We start from the raw sequence: 17,237 nt of genomic DNA, 5'->3' as shown, positions 1-17,237 counted from the left end.
AGCGTAGTGCGTCACGGTCAGGTTTCCGTGAGTGTTCCATCCGGTGAGACGGCGCCGCGGCGGTTCACGGCGGCCCGCCCGTCCCCCGGTGCCGTGACCGGGCAAGCTGGGTCCATGGCTGCGGACATGGCGGGGCGATCGGCCCGGCACACGGAGGACCCGGCGCGGCGGGCGAAGGACCAGGCGCGGGACCAGGGAACGGACCGGGCGCGGGATCTGGAGCGGGCGCTGCATGCGGCGGTACGCGGTGAGGTCTCCTGCGACGCCGGGGCACGGGCCCTGATGACCATGGACGCGTCCAACTACCGCCGGGTGCCGCTGGGAGTGGTGGCGCCCCGCGACGCGGAGGACGTGGCGGCGGCGCTCGCGGTGTGCCGGGAGCTCGGGGTGCCCGTGGTGCCGCGCGGTGGCGGGACGTCCATCGCGGGGCAGGCCACCGGTACCGGAGTCGTCCTGGACTTCACCCGGCACATGAACCGGGTGGTCGGAATCGACGCCGAGGCCGGGACCGCCCGGGTACAGCCGGGGGTCGTGCTGGACGAACTGCGGGCCGCCGCCGCCCCGCACGGCCTCACCTTCGGACCCGACCCCTCCACGCACAGCCGCTGCACTCTCGGCGGCATGATCGGCAACAACGCCTGCGGCTCGCACTCGGTGGCCTGGGGCACCACCGCCGACAACGTGCGGGCGCTGGACGTGCTCACCTACCGCGGGGAGCCCGTCAGGCTCTCGGCCGCCGGCGCCGGCCGGGAGGCCGCGACCGTCCACGGCACGGTGACCGAAGGCGCCATGACGGCCGGTCAGCCCGCCGCCGGCAGCACCGCCGGCCGCCTCGGCGACGGGATGCGGGCCCTGGCCGACCGCAACCTGGCACTGCTGCGCACCGGTTACCCCCAACTGCCGCGCCGGATCTCCGGCTACGCCCTCGACCGGCTGCTGCCCGAGCACGGCCGGGACGCGGCCCGCGCCTTCACCGGGAGCGAGGGCACCCTCGGGGTGCTGACCGAGGCGACGGTACGGCTGGTGCCGCTGCCGACCGCGCGGGCCCTGGCCGTGCTCGGCTACCCCGACGAGGGCGCCGCCGCGGACGCCGCGCATCTCCTGCTGCCGCGGCGGCCGTTGACGGTCGAGGGGATGGCCGCGGACCTGGTGGGGACGGCCCGGCACGCGCTGCCTCCAGGCGGCGCGTGGCTGTTCGTCGAGGTCGGCGGGGACGACCCGGACGAGGCGGCGGCGCTGGCCCGCGAGCTGTCCCGGGCGGCCGACGGCGTGACCGGCCACGCTGTGGTCGCCGACCCGGCGGGACAGCGCGCCCTGTGGCGGATCAGGGAGGACGCGGCCGGCACCGCGACCCGGATGCCCGACGGCACCGAGGCATGGCCGGGCTGGGAGGACTGCGCGGTGCCGCCCGCCCGGCTGGGCGGCTACCTGCGCGACTTCCGGGCCCTGCTGGCCGCGCACGGGCTGCGCGGCGCCCCCTACGGGCACTTCGGCGACGGCTGCGTCCATGTGCGTATCGACTTCGACCTCATGGACAAGGCCGGGATCGCGCGCTTCCGCCGCTTCTCCGAGGCCGCCGCGGACCTGGTGGTGTCGCACGGCGGCTCGCTCTCCGGCGAGCACGGCGACGGGCAGGCGCGCGCCGAACTGCTGCCGAAGATGTACGGCCCGGAGTTGATCGCACTCTTTTCAGATTTCAAGGACCTCTGGGATCCCGACGGCGGAATGAATCCGGGGATGCTCGTGCGTCCCGACCCCATTGATAGCAATCTGCGGTTCGCCGCGCTGCCCGCCGGCCGGCCCGGGCCGGCCGATGTGGAGTTCACCTATCCGGATGACCGAGGTGATTTTCCGACCGCGATCGCCCGCTGTGTCGGGGTCGCCAAATGCCGTACGGCGGCCCCGCAATCGGGCGGCGGCGGCGTGATGTGTCCGTCGTTCCGGGTGACCGGAGAGGAGCGGCACTCCACCCGCGGCCGGGCCAGGCTGCTGCACGAGATGCTGGCCGGCGAGGTGATCCAGGACGGCTGGCGGTCCACCGAGGTACGGGACGCGCTTGACCTGTGCTTGTCCTGCAAGGGCTGCCGCTCGGACTGCCCGGTCGAGGTGGACATGGCCACGTACAAAGCGGAGTTCCTGCACCACCATTACCGGCGCCGGCTCCGGCCCCGTTCCCACTATGCGATGGGCTGGCTGCCGGTCTGGCTGCGGGCCGCCGCCCCGGTCGCCGGGACGCTCAACGCCCTTGGCAGAACTCGGTCAACCGGCTGGCTCGCGAAACGTTTCGGCGGAATCGCACGCGAACGCGCCATCCCCGAACTGGCGTCCGAGACATTCACTCGATGGTGGGACGGCAGAGCCACGAACGGGGGACGCGAAGGACGTTCGGAATCGAACGCCGGGAGCTCGCGGCCCGAGACCGACAGCCCCGGCGGCCCCAACGGGCCCGATGGCACCACCCGCACCACCGTCGTGCTGTGGCCCGACACCTTCACCGACCACCTCTCGCCCGAGGTCGGCCGGGCCGCCGTGCGGGTGCTGGAGGCCGCCGGGCTGCGGGTGCTGACCCCGCCGGCCGCCGTCTGCTGCGGCCTGACCTGGGTCTCCACCGGCCAGCTCGGCCACGCCAAGAAGGTCATGCGGCGCACCCTGGAGCGGTTGCGGCCGGTGCTCGACGCCGGCCTGCCGCTCGTCGTGCTCGAACCGAGCTGCGCCGCCGCGCTGCGCGCCGACCTGCCGGAACTGCTCGGCCCCGGCGAGCCGCGCGCCGCCGCGCTCGCCGCCTCGGTGCGGACCTTCGCGGAGGCCGTCGAGCAGTACGCGCCCGGCTGGACCCCGCCGCGGCTCGACCGTACGGCCGTCGGCCAGACCCACTGCCACCAGCACGCCGTGCTCGGCGACGCCGCCGACCGCCGGCTGCGGGAACGCGCCGGGCTCACCGGCGAACTGGCCGGCGGCTGCTGCGGCCTGGCCGGCAACTTCGGCTTCGAGGCGGGGCACTACGAGGTGTCGGTCGCCTGCGCGGAGGAGGCGCTGCTGCCCGCCCTGCGGGCCGCAGGACCGGGCGCGGCCGTCCTCGCGGACGGCTTCTCCTGCCGCACCCAGATCGCCCAGCTCGGCGGCGACGGCGTCAAGGCCCGTCACCTGGCCGAACTCCTGGCGGAGGCGCTGCCCCCGGAGTAGCGGGGACGGCCGGAAACCGTGCCAGATGCGCCGGGCGGATCCACGACGCCGTTCCCGGCGCCGGTGAACGGCGCCCGCCCACCGCGCCGACGAACGGCGCGGGGTCCGCCCGGCGCGCCGGCGTCAGCGGGCGATGCCCTGGTAGCCCTCGATGTCCTGCGGGCCGCGGGTGCCGGGGCCGATGTAGCGGGCCGACGGCCTGACCAGCCGGCCGGTGCGCTTCTGCTCCAGGATGTGCGCCGACCAGCCGGCCGTACGGGCGCAGGTGAACATCGAGGTGAACATGTGCGCGGGCACCTCCGCGAAGTCCAGCATGATCGCGGCCCAGAACTCGACGTTGGTGGCGAGCACCCGGTCGGGACGCCGGGCGTGCAGCTCGGGGAGCGCCGCCTTCTCCGGCGCCTCGGCGACCTCGTAGCGCGGCGCGCCCAGCTCGCGCGCCGTACGGCGCAGCACGCGGGCCCGCGGGTCCTCGGCGCGGTAGACGCGGTGGCCGAAGCCCATCAGGCGCTCACCCTTGTCGAGGGCGGCCTTCACGTACGCCTCCGCGTCACCCGTGCGCTCGATCTCCTCGATCATGCCGAGCACCCGGGACGGCGCGCCGCCGTGCAGCGGTCCGGACATCGCGCCCACCGCGCCGGACAGCGCAGCTGCGACGTCCGCGCCAGTGGAGGCGATGACCCGGGCGGTGAACGTGGAGGCGTTCATGCCGTGCTCGGCGGCCGAGCTCCAGTACGCGTCCACCGCGGCCACGTGCTTGGGGTCGGGTTCGCCGCGCCAGCGGATCATGAAGCGCTCGGTGATGGACTGCGCCTTGTCGATCTCCTGCTGCGGCACCATGGGCAGGCCCTGGCCGCGCGCGGACTGCGCCACGTACGACAGCGCCATGACGGCGGCCCGCGCCAGGTCGTCGCGGGCCTCCTCGGCGTCGATGTCGAGCAGCGGTTTGAGGCCCCACACCGGGGCCAGCATGGCGAGCGCCGACTGCACGTCCACCCGGATGTCACCGGAGTGCACCGGGATCGGGAAGGGCTCGGCGGGCGGCAGCCCCGGGTTGAACTTCCCGTCGACCAGCAGGCCCCACACGTTCCCGAAGCCCACCTTGCCGACCAGGTCTTCGATATCGACGCCCCGGTAGCGCAGCGAACCGCCCTCCTTGTCGGGTTCGGCGATCTCTGTCTCGAACGCGACTACTCCTTCGAGGCCGGGTACGAAGTCGGACATGAGGCGGCTCCTCTAGATCAATTCGACGGTGCGCTGAACGGCGGTGCCTGGTATCTGGTGCGATGGCGGCCTCTTCGGGTCATGCCCCTCCCGCGGGGCGATCACCCTGCTCCATCCGGATCAGCCGCCGGGAGCGGCGGTGCCGGGTCCGGCACGCCCGGAGCGTTCGGGTAATTCTCGCGGCAAGCGCTCATGACAGACAGGGTGAGATGCCGCACATCCCGGCCCGCGCCGCCGGTCCGGCAGGATGAGCGGGTGCCAGAACCAAGTGACGACCAGCTGCGCGCGGACGACCCGGCGGCCATGCGCAAGCAGTACCGTTCCGCCGCGCTGACCGAGAGCGGTCTCGCGGCGGACCCCTACGAGCAGTTCGCCCGCTGGTTCGCCGAGGCCGTGCGGGCCACCGCCGACGGCCTGCTCACCGAACCCAACGCAATGGTGGTGTCCACCGCGGACTCCGCCGGGGTGCCCAGCTCGCGCATGGTGCTGCTCAAGGGCTACGACCGGCGCGGATTCGTCTTCTTCAGCAACCACGGGTCCCGCAAGGGCCGCGAGCTGGCCGCCAACCCCGTCGCCTCGCTGCTGTTCCCGTGGCACCCGATCGCCCGGCAGGTGATCGTCGGCGGCACCGTGGAGCGCGTGTCGCCGGCCGAGACGGCCGAGTATTTCCACAGCCGGCCGCACGGCTCCCAGATCGGCGCCTGGGCCAGCGAGCAGTCGGCCCCGGTGGCCGCACGGGAGGCTCTGGAGCACCGGTACCGGGAACTGGCCGACCGGTGGCCGGAAGGCGCTCAGGTGCCCGTACCGCCGTTCTGGGGCGGCTTCCGGGTCGCGGCCGTGACCGCCGAGTTCTGGCAGGGCCGGGAGAACCGACTGCACGACCGGCTGCGCTACGTACGCGACGAGGCCGCCGGTGACGCCGCCCAGGACGCCGGCTGGCGCGTCGAACGCCTGGCGCCGTAGGCGGCCGGTCCCGCGCCCGCAGCGGACGGTCAGCTGTGCACCGCCCGCAGCCAGTCCACCAGCAGCTCGTTGACCTGCTCCGCGCGCTCCTGCTGGATCCAGTGCCCGCAGCCCTCGAGGATGTGGGAGCCGTGCAGGCCGGGCAGCGTCGTGGGGTAGGCGGCGATGGCGTCGCGCAGCCAGGTGGTGGACGCGTCGAGGGCGCCGCCGGCGAACAGCGACGGCTGGGTGATCGGCGCCCCGTCCAGGTCGGCGAGCTCCTCCCAGTCCCGGTCCATGTTCCGGTAGCGGTTGAGCGCGCCGGTCAGGCCGGTCCGCTCGAACTCCGCCGCATATACGTCGAGCTCGGCCTCCGTCAGCCAGGAGGGCAGCGCCTTGCCGGGGAACCGGTCCGACATGTCTGTGCCGGGTGCGACGAAGTACGGGCTCGGGCCGTCGGCCGGCGGCATGGTGTCCGCCGACAGGGCGGCGTAGATGCCGGCGAGCCAGCCGCGCACATCAGGCTCGATCTCCGCCTCCGCCCGGCCCGGCTCCTGGAAGTAGCTCACGTAGAACTCCTCGCCGCCGCCGATCGCCGCGAACGCCTCGGTGGGGCGCGGGCCGCCGCGCGGCGCATAGGGCACGCTCAGCATGCCCACGGCGGTGAAGACGTCCGGCCGCAGCAGCGCGGAGTTGGCGGCGATGGGCGAGCCCCAGTCGTGGCCGACGATCACCGCGGACTCCTCGCCGAGCGCGGCCACCACGGCGGCGTTGTCCGCGACGAGTTCGGTCATCCGGTAGGCCGACACCTCTGCGGGCTTCGAGGAGCGGCCGTAGCCGCGGACGTCGACGGCCACCGCCCGGTAGCCGGCCGCGGCGAGGGCCGGCAGCTGGTGCCGCCAGGAGTACCAGGACTCGGGAAAACCGTGCACCAGCAGGACCAGCGGCCCGCTGCCCTGCTCGACGAGGTGGATGCGGCCGGCGGGGGCCGCCACCAGGCGGTGGGTCACCTGGAGCGCGGCCGGCGGCTGCGACTGGGGCGACGGGGCTGCGGTGGGCTGCGACATGGATCCTCCAGGCGGCGTTGCTCGGTGACCTCAGACGATCATCCGGCCGCGACCGGCCCGGCGCCAGAAACCTTGCCGGTTCAGCAAACCGCTGTTCCAGGAGCACCGCCCGCGACCGGGCGGGAACGCGAACGACCCGCGGGCTGCTCCCCGGAGCCGAGGCTCCGGGCACCGGCCGGACAAGTCCGACGAGCCCGCGGGTCGGGTGAACTGCGTGGGATTGGCGCGCAACGCGCACGCCCAGTGCGCGGAACTAGCCCGCAGTCACCTCACGTGTCCGACTGCAACTCATGAATCAGACCACCTCCCTTCGTGTGTACCGCCACATTAGGAACCGACGGGAAACCGCACAACTGATTTAGGTAAATCCGGTGTGACGCAGCCCACACACGTGTTGAATGTTGTGCCGTGCAGCCTTTCGATGCGCAATCGAAGCCGCTGGGTGACGACGCCGGCGGCAGTGGTGACCACGTGGGCCCCGACGGGCACGGGGGTGACGAGCAGTTGCTTGCGGCACTGCTCGACGGTATGGAGGCGGGTCTTTGCGCCTTCGACCAGGACGGTGTGGTCACGCACTGGAACGCGGAAGCGGAACGGATACTCGGCTGGAGCGCGACCGACGCCATAGGGCGGCGCGGTTTCGGCGGCTGGGCCGCCCGGCCGGCCGACGCCGAAGGCGTGGCGGAACGTTTGCTCGCCGCAATGGTGGCGCCCGGCCGCCGGGTGCACGAGTTCGCGCTGGTCACCAAGGACGGCCGCAGGGTGCTGGTCCGCACCCAGTCCGCCGCCGTGCCGGGCGCCGACGGCCGGCCCGCCGGCGTCTACTGCGCCTTCTCCGAGGTGCACACGCAGATCGACCTGGAGCGCTCGATCGCGCTCAGCGAGGCACTGTTCAGCGACGCGTCCTGGGGCGTGGCGCTGATCGACGCGGACCTGCGCCCGGCCGTCGTCAACGGGTACGGCGCGCGGATGCTGCGCACCGGGCGCTCGGAACTGCTCGGCCGCCCGCTGGGGGACCTGCTCAGCGCGGGCGTGGAGGAGCTGGAGAACGCGCTCCAGCACGTACTGGCCGAGGGCGCGCCGCCGACCGCCACCGCCGACCTGTGGGTGACCCCCCGGGGCGACGACAGCGGCGGCCGGTACTGCTGGCGCAGCGGATTCGTCCGGCTGGGGTCACCGCTCGGCGAGGAGCCGGTGCCGCTGGGCGTGGGCTGGCTGTTCACCGACATCACCCGGCAGAAGACCGCGGAGAAGGACGCCGCACAGGTGCGCTTCCGCTACCAGCAGCTGCACCGTGCGGACCGGGCGGCGGCGGAGTGCGGCACCGCCCTGGAGGCGGCCACCTTGCAGCTGGACTTCGCGCTGGCCGGTTTCGCCGACCACGCACTGGTGGACCTGGTGCACGGCAACGGTCAACTGGCCCGGATAGCGTCCACCCCGGAAGGTGAGCCCGGCCCGTGCGAGTTGACGGCGGACAACGCCATCCCCGTCGGCTACGGCCAGAACCACCCGGCACGCCAGGCGGTCGAACGGCTCGGCACCGTACGCACCGGCTTCGGCTCGCTCGCCGAGGAGCAGACCGCCGCAGAGGAGCGGATCGACGCGTGGGCCGCCGACCGGCGCTGGCCGCGGGGGACCGTGCACGGGCTGTCCACGGTGCTGCGCAGCCGCGGCAGGACGCTCGGCGTGCTCACCTTCCTGCGCGGATCGGGCCGGCGGCTCTTCGACCGCCCGGACGCGGCCTACGCCGAGGACGTGGCGGCGCGGGTCGCGATGGCGCTCGACCTCGCCGGTCTCGCGGGGGAGCGGCGGCAGCAGGACTGAGCGGCGTAACGGCGGCGGCCCCGCCCCGGCGCCTGTATGACCGGCCGCTCAGTGGCGGAAGAAGATCCGGTCCCGGTACTCCTCGAAGATCCGGCCGTTCCAGTCGTGGCCGCCGTCCACGTTGCCCGAGCGCAGCATGGGCGGGGTGATGCCGCGGGCGGCCAGCTCGGTGGCGGCGCTCGCGATCACGGCCTGCATCAGGGCGCTGGTGACCACCGTGGAGGCCGGGGCGAACGGCGCCGGGATGGCGTCGTCGGTCAGCTCCGCGTCACCCGTCGCGATCTTGGAATCGAGCACGATGTCGCAGTGGTCCTTCAGGAACGTGCCCGAGGAGTGCCGGGACCGGGTCTGCTCGGCGTACGCCACGGACGTGACGCCGATGACGGTCAGGCCGAGCGCGCGGGCGTTCTGCGCCATCTCCACCGGCAGCGGGTTGCGGCCGGACAGCGAGATCACCACCAGGACGTCGCCGCGCCGGGCGGCACTGGTGTCCAGGACGACCGCGGCGAGCCCGTCCACCCGCTCCAGGGCGCTGCCCAGGGTGGCCGGCATCACGTCGATGCCGACGGTGCCGGGCACCGCGAGCAGGTTGACCACCGCCAGGCCGCCGGCCCGGTAGACCACGTCCTGGGCGGCCAGCGAGGAGTGGCCGGCGCCGAAGGTGAAGATCCGCCCTTCGGCGGCCACCGCGTCGGCGATGGCGGTCGCGGCGGCGGCGATGCTGTCCGCCTCCTCGTCCCGCACCCGGCGCAGCAGGCCGATGGCGGCGTCGAGATACCGGTCGGAACATCGGTCGGCCAGGTCCGCGCGGGGGTCGGTGCGGGGCTCAGTCATGCGGGACACCGTGCGGCCGGGGCCCGGCCGGTGTCAAGGACGCGTCCCGGGGCGTCCGGGGAAGCCTCGCCATGTCCGTGCCCAGGCCGTGCCCAGGCCGTGCCCAGGCCGCGCCAGAGGCCCCGCGACCGGCGCCGGGACCGCCACGGAACCGCCGCGAAGCCGCCCTGGAACCGCCGCCGGGAGCGGCGGATGCTACCCGCGCCTCGCGGCCGGGGCCGGTTGTCGGTGCTATGCGTCAGAATTGGTGCAGGGCCACGCACGAACGAACGAGGGGCACGCATGTCCGGATTGATCGATACGACGGAGATGTATCTCCGCACCATCCTCGAACTGGAGGAGGAGGGTGTGGTCCCGATGCGCGCCCGAATCGCCGAGCGGCTCGACCAGAGCGGCCCGACGGTCTCCCAGACGGTGGCGCGGATGGAGCGCGACGGGCTGCTGCACGTCGCGGACGACCGGCATCTGGAACTGACCGACGAGGGCCGGCGCACGGCCACCCGCGTGATGCGCAAGCACCGCATCGCGGAGTGCCTGCTGGTCGACGTGATCGGCCTGGAGTGGGAGCAGGTGCACGCCGAGGCCTGCCGCTGGGAGCACGTGATGAGCGAGGCGGTGGAGCGGCGGGTGCTGACGCTGCTCAAGCACCCCACGGAGTCGCCCTACGGCAACCCCATCCCCGGCCTGGAGGAACTGGGCGAGTCCGGCGAGGCCGACCCGTTCCTGGGCGACGGCATGGTCAGCCTGAACGAGCTGCGGCCGGGATCGGTGGCCACCAGCGTGGTGGTGCGCAGGATCGGCGAGCCGATCCAGACCGACGCGCAGGTGATGTACACGCTGCGGCGGGCCGGCGTGCAGCCGGGCGCCGTGGTGAGCGTGACCACCTCGCCCGGCGGTGTGCTGGTCGGCAGCGGCGGCGAGGCGGCGGAGCTGGACCCGGAGGTGGCCTCGCACGTCTTCGTGGCCAAGCGGTAGCCGGCGGCCCCCCCTGCCGACGTGCTCTGCCGGCGTCCCCGTCCGGCGCGCCCGACCGACGACTCAGGCCCGGTAGAAGACCTGGTCAGACCCGCTGAGCGGTGGGGTCGCCCCGGCGCCGTGTGAACGGCGCCGGAGCGGCCCTTCCTCCCCTGTCCCTCCCCATCGGGACCCCTGGAGGACTCGGAACCCCGAGCCTTCCGCGACCTCCACGCGACCCGCTTCCCCTTCGCGCCGCGTCCCGCTGAAGTCCTCCCCTCGGCCGTGCCGGCCAATCCTTGAGCGTTGTCACCCGAAAGAGCGGTGTTGGCGTCCTGAGCCGTTTGTTCGAATAAAAGTTCGATAGCGTGGGGCGCGGAAAGGAGGTGCGGCTCATGGAGCAGCACACTGGCCGGTACACGACCCGGCGCCACGACGTGACCGGTGCGAACGGCATCCGCCTCGCCGTGTGGGACTACGCGGCCCCGCCGGCGGTCCCGGCCCCGGACGGCGGCCCGGCCGCTGCCCCCGTTGACCCCGCCACCCCCGCCACCCCCGCCGCCCCGGACGACCGGCCCGCCGTCCTGCTGCTGCACGGCCTGCTGGGACGCGCCTCGCACTGGGCGGCGACCGCCCGCCGCCTCGCCCCGCGCTACCGCACCCTCGCCCTCGACCAGCGCGGGCACGGACGCAGCGGCAAGCCCGAGGGCCCCTACGGGCCGGACGCCTACCTCGCCGACGCGATCGCCGCCGTCGATCAGCTCGGCCTGGCCCCGGTCACCCTGGTCGGGCACTCGATGGGCGCGCTCACCGCCTGGCAGGTGGCCGCCCGCCGGCCCGACCTGGTCACCGCCGTGGTGATCTGCGACATGCGGGCCTCCGCGCTCGGCGAGGCCGGGCAGCGCGAGTGGGAGGACTGGACGCGGTCCTGGCCGGTGCCTTTCGCCAGCCTCGCCGACGTCCGCGACTGGTTCGGCGGCCTCGACCCGTGGGCCGATCCGCCGAACCCGGCCCGCGGCGACTTCTTCGCCGAGGTCATGGCCGAGGACGACGACGGCTGGCGGCCGCAGTACGCGGCCCGCCATCTGCTGCGCTCCCGTGACCCCTGGATCCGCGACGCGCACTGGGACGAGCTGGCCCGCGTCGAGTGCCCGGCACTGGTCGTCCGCGGCCTGGACGGCGAGCTGGGCCGGGCCGAGGCGCAGGAGATGGTCAGGGTGCTGCCCCGCGGCCGGTACGCCGAGATACCCGACGCCGGCCACCTGCTGCCGTGGGACCAGCCAGACGCGTGGTGTGAAGAGCTCGAACGCTTCCTGCGCGAGTCGCTGGCGGAGCGCGTGAGGTAGGCGCAGACTGCCAGGACCTGCTGGTAGCTTGCCGTCGCTGGCTTCGATATCGCGTCACGGGGGAGCACATGCGTCACAGGTTCGCTCGCTACAAACTCATCCGGCACAAGGTCGCACGGCACAAGTTCATGGGAGCGGGTGCCGCGGTACTGGCGGTCGCCGTCGCCCTGGCGGTGGCCGGCTGCGGCGGCAGCAGTGACAAGGACGGGCAGGCACCGCCGTCGTCCGGCGTCACCGGCCAGACCACCGCGCCCGCGCCCGCGGGCAGCTCGTCGGCCGCCGACAGTGCCGCCACCACCGGCGGCAGCACCGGCAAGCCGACGAGCACGGCCACGGCCACCGGCACGGACTCCGCCAGCCCGGGTGCCACCGCGAGCCCGGGCGCCGACTCGTCGCTGGGCATCGAGGGCGTCTGGCTGGCGACGGAGGGCTCGGCCAAGGTCCAACTGGTGCTGGGCAAGGGCGAAGCCGGGCTCACCAGCACCAGCCTGTGCGGCGGCTCGTACACCGACACCGACGGCGTCGGCCTCAAACTGACCTGCATGGACGGCAACAGGGACCGCACCACCGGCCACGGCGTGCTCGCCCCCGACGGCCAGACGCTCACCGTGAAGTGGACCGGCGGCCCGACCGACACGTTCTCCCGCACCGGGCTGCCCGGCAACTGACGCGCCGCGAAGGCGACTTCCGACATTCCGCCGAATCCGGCCGACTTCGTGCGGCCCGTCGCGCCCCGCCATCTCCGTTGTGTCTTCGGTGCGCAACAGCTCTGTAGTGGTCAAGGGGGTTCCCGGGTGAGGGCTGCATTCCCGGCTCTCGTACGCTAGCGTCCCTGAGGCGGGCGAGACGCCCGCACGTTCCTGAGAAACGGGGAGGAATCAGATGGCTCTTCACGGTGCTGATATCCAGCAGCTGCGCGACCTGGCCGGGAAGTTCAAGACCGAGGCCGGCAACCTGGACACGCTCATCAGCCACCTCCAGGGTGCGACCACCAGCAGCGACGGCTACTGGAAGGGACCGGCCGCGGACCGCTTCCGTAACGAGTGGTCGCAGCTGAAGCCGACCTTCGACAAGTTCGTGGCCACGCTGCACGAGGCCGAGCGCTCCGCGAACACCAACGCGGACAACGTCGAAGCTGCCACCCGCTGACCTTTCGCGCCAGCAGTCGCCAGCAGTAGGGGCCGCCCCCGGAGAAATCCGGGAGGTCGGCCCCTTCGCTGTTGTCCGGCCCGCAGCGCCGGGCCGGCAGGCCCGGCCCCCGCGCCGACCGGCTACCCCAGCCCCACCGCCTGGATCTGCACCACCTCGCCGCCCCGGATCAGCAGGCCGCGCCCCGTCGGGCCGCCGCCCGCGTCCCGCGGCAGCCGGATGTTGAACAGATCGCCCTCGGTGGCGCCCTGCGGTGACAGCAGCATCCCGTTCCTGGACCGCCGCGCCTCCACCAGGAAGCCGCGGTACTGCGAGCCCATCTGGTCCGCGGAGCCCGCCGCGATCACCGCGTGGTCGCCGTCCCGGCCCGACTTGACGACCTCCTCCAGCGCCGTGTCCAGCGGGGAGTCGTACAGCAACTCCGCGTCGTCCACCACCACGACGAACGGCCGGCCGCCGGCCTCCTCGGTCATCGTCCGCAGATCGTCCTGGGACGCGTCGGAGCCCAGCCTGCCCAGCACGCCGTCCTCGTTCTCCAGGTCGCGCAGTGGCGAGCGGCGCGGGGTGATCAGCACGATCGGCACGCTCTGCGAGAGCAGCGAACGCGTCGCGGCCACCAGCGTCGTGGACTTCCCCGACTTGGGCGGCCCGGCGATCACGAAGCCGGGGCCGGACTCCTGGAGGTCGACGCCCAGCGGCTGCAACTCGTCGCCGCCGACGGCCAGCAGCGTCCACAGCGGCCCGGGCGGCGTGAAGTCCGGTTCCAGCGCGAAGGCTTCGGAGACCGTGATCCGCGGCGGCAGCGCGTCCACCCGCATCGGCCGCAGCTCGCGCGGCAGCCGCCCGAAGCGCCCGCCGGCCTCCCGGCCGATCCGCTGCAGCGCCTCCACCTGCGCCTGGCCGGCCGGTTCGGGTGCCAGCAGCGCGATCTGGCTCTCCTGGACCCCGCGGTCGGTGGGCCGCAGCGCCCGCCCCGACGGCATGTTCTTGGGCACCTCGCGGGTGGCCAGGCCGCCGGTGCTGTAGTCGTTGGGGTCGGCCATCCGCAGGATCAGCTTGTCGGCGAAGACCGAGGAGATCTGCCCGCTGAAGCCCGAACGGTCGGCCGTCATCACGACCTTGAGGCCGGCCGAGCCGCCCTCGCGGAACAGCCGCTGCGCGCCGTCGATCAACTTGCCGTAGTCGTACGTCTCGAAGGTCGAGGTGTAGCCCTCCCAGCCGTCGAGCAGCAGCACCATCCAGGGCAGCCGCTCCTCCGGGGTCGCCGCCATCGCGCGCTGCTCCGCCGCGCTCGACGCGCCCCGCATGGCGAGCAGTTGCTGCCGCCGGGACACCTCGCCGGACAGCCGGTCGAGCAGCCGGGACAGCCGCTCCGGCTGGTCCCTGGTGACGACGGCGCCGCAGTGCGGCAGCCCCACCAGCGGCAGCAGCGCGTTGGCGCCGCAGTCGATGGCGTAGACGTGCACATCCTGCGGCGAGGTGTCGCGGGCCAGCGCGCCGGCGATGGTGCGCAGCGCGGTGGACCGGCCCGAGCGCGGGCCGCCGACGATCAGCACGTGCTCGCCGTGCACCAGGTCGACGGCCAGCGGAGCGCGGGCCTGCTGGGCGGGCAGGTCGGTGAGGCCGTACGCGATCGGCAGCACGTCCCGCTCGGGGTCGCCGGCCGTGGCGGGCAGCGACTCGGCGGTGACGTGCTCGGGCAGCGGGTCGAGCCACGGCTTGCGCGGCGCGGGGAAGCCCAGCAGATCAGAGGCCTCCCGGATCGCGTCCACCAGCACCGCGAGGTCGGTGACCATGGTGCCGTCGTCGGCGTCGCCCTCGGGGCCGCGCGGCATCGGCCGCCCGAGCGCGGTCCAACTCAAGCCCTGCACACCGGCCTTGGCCCGTTGCTGGCCGCTCGCCGGGCGTCGGCCACCGATCCGCGCCGACTGCACGCCGAGCAGCGACTGCGCGCCGGAACGCACATAGGCCCGGCCCGGGGTGGACTTGGCGATGGCGCCGGAGTCGGGGGCGTCGATGACGTCCCGCGACTCGTCGGCGTCGGTGACCCGCAGCGCGATCCGCAGGTTGGTGTTGGCGCGGATGTCGGCGCTGACCACACCGGCCGGGCGCTGGGTGGCGAGCACCAGGTGCACGCCGAGCGACCGGCCGCGGCGGGCGATGTCCACCAGACCGGCGATGAAGTCCGGCAGTTCGGCGACCAGCGAGGCGAACTCGTCGATGATCAGCACCAGTCGGGGCATCGGTTCGAGTTCCGGGCGCATCCGGCGCGCGTCGTTGTAGTCCTCGATGTCCTTGGTGCCCGCGTTGAACAGGATGGTCTCGCGGTGGTGCAGCTCCGCGGCCAGCGACGCCAGCGCGCGTTCGGTCAGGTGCGCGTCCAGGTCGCTGACCATACCGACGGTGTGCGGCAGCCGGGCGCAGTCCTGGAAGGCGCTGCCGCCCTTGTAGTCGATCAGTACGAAGTTCAGCGCGTCCGGCCGGTTGGCGACGGCCAGCGACGCGATCACGGTCTGCAGCAGCTCCGACTTGCCGGCGCCGGTGGTGCCGGCCACCAGCGCGTGCGGGCCGTCCTTGCGGATGTCGAGGACGAACGGGCCGTCCGCGCCGACGCCGATCGGCGCGGCCGTGGTGGAGCCGCCGCGCTGCCAGATCGAGGCCACGTCGTTGCCGGTCGGATCGGGCATGCCGAGCAGGTCGAGCAGCCGGGCGGAGGTGGGCAGCGCACTGTCGGCGTCGTCCCGGCTGACGTCCCTGATCGGCGCCAGCGAACGCGCCACCAACTGGCACCACTCGTCGCCGATCCGGTCGGCGAGGATGTCGCCGATCCGCTCCAGGCCGCCGCCGCGCAGATGCACCCGGCCGGGGAACTGCGGCGACCAGCACACCGCGACCCGCACCTCCTCGGGCAGCAGCCGCTCGTCCTCGTCGATGCACAGCGCGAAGATGCCGAACCGCGGCCCCTCCTGGAGCAGTTGCGGCACACCGGGCATCCGGCGCAGCAGCCGGGCGCCGTCCAGCACCACCAGCACGTACGGGTCCGGGCGCAGCCGGCCGCCGCCCGCGGTGGCCGCCGAGTCCGCCTTGCGGCGGGCCAGTTCCTGGAGGAGTTCGTTGATCCGGCGGTTGGCCGCCTCCTGGTCGGTGCCGATCAGCGACACGCAGTCCTGCCCGGCCTGCGGGGTCAGATGCGGCAGCCAGTGCGCCCAGCCCCAGGCCGCGTCGGCGTCCTGCGCGGAGGACAGCACCACCATCGACAGGTCGCGGGGGCTGTGCAGGACGGCCGCCTGCGCGACCATCCAGCGCGCGGTGGACAGCGCGTCGGCCCGCTCGCCGGCCACACCGATCACCCCGACCTCGGGGAACGGCAGCGGCACCGGCACGTCGAAGACGTCCGGCGGCACCGGCGGCGGCACGTCGTCGGACACATGGCCCTTGGGGATCAGCTCCATGTCGGCGGGCATGTTCGCCACGCCTATCCGCAGCCGCATCGCGTCCGGGTCGGTGATCCGCCGCTCCCACAGCCGGCGGCGCGGGCCGGTGGCGAACAGCAGGATCTCCGCGGCATCGGGGTAGCCGGCCCGCCGCTCGCGCTGGTCGGTGACCCGGGCGGCCTCCAGGTCGATCTCGTGCTGGGCGAGGTCGGCCTTGTAGTCCTTGGCGGAGTTGCGGTCCTTCTTCTTCCCCTCGCGGGACTCGCTGGCCCACTGGCCGATGATCATCACCGGGCTCATCAGGCAGAACAGCAGCATGTAGACCTGGTGGACCATGAAGTACATGGCCACGCCGAAGACCAGCGGCACCGCCGCGGCGATCATCTGGAACCGGGCGCCCTCGCCCTTCTTCGGCGGCTGCGGAACGAACAGCCGGGCCCGCGGCGGCAGCGACTTCAGCCGCGGCGGCCGGTTGTAGGCGAGCCCGCCCTCGCCCATCGGCGACAGGTGGGCGTCCGGCACGCTCGGCGCGTCCAGTACGAACACCGAGTCCCCGGCGCGTACTTGGCGGCCGGCCGGCCACTCCTGCTCAGCCGTGACCGGCTCGTTCTCCAACTGGACGCCGGCGCCCGGCTCCGCGGCCAGCGTCACCCGGCCGTCTGAGCCCACCGAGACCCGGGCGGCCAGCGGCGCGAGGGCGCCGTCCGGCACCGACACCGTGCAGCGCTGCCCGGAGCCGAGGGTAGCGGTGCCGAGGCCGAGCCGGGCCACCCGGCCGGAGCCGGGACCGGCGCACACCCGGATCTCGTAGCGCCCCGACGGTTCCCCGGCGCGCATGAACGGGCCGATGGAGTCGTCCACGGTGACCCGCATGCCGTCGCGCAGCACGGCCGTCGCGGGGGCCCGCGGGTCGCACGGGGCGCCGTCGGCCCACAGCACCGGCGGCCGTTCCGCGACGGCCGGCTTGCCGAACGCCGCGACGGGGCCGGCGGGGGCCTGGGCCTGTCCGGGGAACCGGCCGCCGCCCTGCTGCGGGAACGGCAGCACGACACCGCCGGCCGCCGCGGCCGAGGCCGGGCCACCCGCGTCACCGCCGACGGCCCTGGCCAGGGCGAGCGCGACGTCGCCGGCGCTGGCGGAGTCGTCCGCCGTCACCAGGACGTCCTGCCCGTCGATTCCTTGCTGTACGACCGTCACGGTCACCCGCATGGGATGTTTCCCTCCCCGTCGGGCCCGCCCGAGCCCTGCACGCACACCTACCCCACGAGGCTATCCGCCTC

11 protein-coding genes are annotated in these 17,237 nt (G+C 73.7%); 7 read left to right on the top strand and 4 right to left on the bottom strand.

The annotated features are described in order from the left end of the window. Nucleotides 1-114 precede the first annotated feature (114 nt). Nucleotides 115-3,183, top strand: coding sequence for an FAD-binding and (Fe-S)-binding domain-containing protein (locus ACQPW6_RS14525; protein ID WP_433890033.1), 3,069 nt, complete (start codon nt 115-117; stop codon nt 3,181-3,183). A gap of 123 nt (nt 3,184-3,306) precedes the next feature. Here the strand turns inward: ACQPW6_RS14525 and ACQPW6_RS14520 are convergent, their stop codons facing one another. Further along, the gene (locus tag ACQPW6_RS14520) at nt 3,307-4,407 is read right to left on the bottom strand and encodes a citrate synthase 2 (RefSeq protein WP_433890032.1); all 1,101 of its coding nucleotides are present in this window, start codon (nt 4,405-4,407) and stop codon (nt 3,307-3,309) included. A 303-nt stretch (nt 4,408-4,710) separates the two neighbouring features. Between ACQPW6_RS14520 and pdxH the strand changes: the two genes are divergently transcribed. After that, the gene (gene pdxH / locus ACQPW6_RS14515) at nt 4,711-5,370 is read left to right on the top strand and encodes a pyridoxamine 5'-phosphate oxidase (RefSeq protein WP_433894532.1); all 660 of its coding nucleotides are present in this window, start codon (nt 4,711-4,713) and stop codon (nt 5,368-5,370) included. A gap of 29 nt (nt 5,371-5,399) precedes the next feature. Here the strand turns inward: pdxH and ACQPW6_RS14510 are convergent, their stop codons facing one another. Then, the gene (locus ACQPW6_RS14510; RefSeq protein ID WP_433890031.1) at nt 5,400-6,416 is read right to left on the bottom strand and encodes an alpha/beta fold hydrolase; all 1,017 of its coding nucleotides are present in this window, start codon (nt 6,414-6,416) and stop codon (nt 5,400-5,402) included. A gap of 408 nt (nt 6,417-6,824) precedes the next feature. Between ACQPW6_RS14510 and ACQPW6_RS14505 the strand changes: the two genes are divergently transcribed. Continuing rightward, on the top strand, nt 6,825-8,240 hold the full coding sequence (locus ACQPW6_RS14505; protein ID WP_433890030.1) for a PAS domain-containing protein: 1,416 nt from the start codon (nt 6,825-6,827) through the stop codon (nt 8,238-8,240). 48 nt (nt 8,241-8,288) lie between these two features. Here the strand turns inward: ACQPW6_RS14505 and ACQPW6_RS14500 are convergent, their stop codons facing one another. Further along, a complete protein-coding gene (locus tag ACQPW6_RS14500; RefSeq protein WP_433890029.1) occupies nt 8,289-9,074 on the bottom strand; it encodes an SIS domain-containing protein in 786 nt (261 codons plus the stop codon). Between the two features lie 282 nt (nt 9,075-9,356). Between ACQPW6_RS14500 and ACQPW6_RS14495 the strand changes: the two genes are divergently transcribed. The 4 genes from ACQPW6_RS14495 to ACQPW6_RS14480 all read left to right on the top strand — a co-directional run bounded on the left by ACQPW6_RS14495 (nt 9,357) and on the right by ACQPW6_RS14480 (nt 12,523). Next, on the top strand, nt 9,357-10,049 hold the full coding sequence (locus tag ACQPW6_RS14495) for a metal-dependent transcriptional regulator (protein WP_433890028.1): 693 nt from the start codon (nt 9,357-9,359) through the stop codon (nt 10,047-10,049). Between the two features lie 374 nt (nt 10,050-10,423). Then, a complete protein-coding gene (locus ACQPW6_RS14490) occupies nt 10,424-11,374 on the top strand; it encodes an alpha/beta fold hydrolase (protein ID WP_433890027.1) in 951 nt (316 codons plus the stop codon). A gap of 68 nt (nt 11,375-11,442) precedes the next feature. Then, a complete protein-coding gene (locus ACQPW6_RS14485; protein ID WP_433890026.1) occupies nt 11,443-12,042 on the top strand; it encodes a hypothetical protein in 600 nt (199 codons plus the stop codon). Nucleotides 12,043-12,256: 214 nt separating this feature from the next. Continuing rightward, nucleotides 12,257-12,523: a WXG100 family type VII secretion target gene (locus ACQPW6_RS14480; protein WP_433890025.1), complete on the top strand. Its 267-nt coding sequence runs from the start codon at nt 12,257-12,259 to the stop codon at nt 12,521-12,523. Between the two features lie 122 nt (nt 12,524-12,645). On the opposite strand, the gene ACQPW6_RS14475 is transcribed toward ACQPW6_RS14480, so the two are convergent. Next, on the bottom strand, nt 12,646-17,166 hold the full coding sequence (locus ACQPW6_RS14475) for an FtsK/SpoIIIE domain-containing protein (protein ID WP_433890024.1): 4,521 nt from the start codon (nt 17,164-17,166) through the stop codon (nt 12,646-12,648). Nucleotides 17,167-17,237 lie beyond the last annotated feature (71 nt).

Origin of the sequence: Streptomyces sp. CA-111067 (genome assembly GCF_050956065.1) — a bacterium.
GTDB lineage: Bacteria > Actinomycetota > Actinomycetes > Streptomycetales > Streptomycetaceae > Actinacidiphila.
The sequence above is the reverse complement of the archived record's forward strand: the minus strand, read 5'-3'. Positions and strand labels throughout refer to the sequence as shown.

Bases quoted from the DNA above. Each gene is read 5' to 3' on its own strand.
- ACQPW6_RS14480 (WP_433890025.1), top strand. From the start codon at position 12,257: ATGGCTCTTCACGGTGCTGATATCCAGCAGCTGCGCGACCTGGCCGGG.
- ACQPW6_RS14495 (WP_433890028.1), top strand. From the start codon at position 9,357: ATGTCCGGATTGATCGATACGACGGAGATGTATCTCCGCACCATCCTC.
- ACQPW6_RS14520 (WP_433890032.1), bottom strand. From the start codon at position 4,407: ATGTCCGACTTCGTACCCGGCCTCGAAGGAGTAGTCGCGTTCGAGACA.
- ACQPW6_RS14485 (WP_433890026.1), top strand. From the start codon at position 11,443: ATGCGTCACAGGTTCGCTCGCTACAAACTCATCCGGCACAAGGTCGCA.
- ACQPW6_RS14525 (WP_433890033.1), top strand. From the start codon at position 115: ATGGCTGCGGACATGGCGGGGCGATCGGCCCGGCACACGGAGGACCCG.
- ACQPW6_RS14490 (WP_433890027.1), top strand. From the start codon at position 10,424: ATGGAGCAGCACACTGGCCGGTACACGACCCGGCGCCACGACGTGACC.
- pdxH (WP_433894532.1), top strand. From the start codon at position 4,711: ATGCGCAAGCAGTACCGTTCCGCCGCGCTGACCGAGAGCGGTCTCGCG.
- ACQPW6_RS14475 (WP_433890024.1), bottom strand. From the start codon at position 17,166: ATGCGGGTGACCGTGACGGTCGTACAGCAAGGAATCGACGGGCAGGAC.
- ACQPW6_RS14510 (WP_433890031.1), bottom strand. From the start codon at position 6,416: ATGTCGCAGCCCACCGCAGCCCCGTCGCCCCAGTCGCAGCCGCCGGCC.
- ACQPW6_RS14500 (WP_433890029.1), bottom strand. From the start codon at position 9,074: ATGACTGAGCCCCGCACCGACCCCCGCGCGGACCTGGCCGACCGATGT.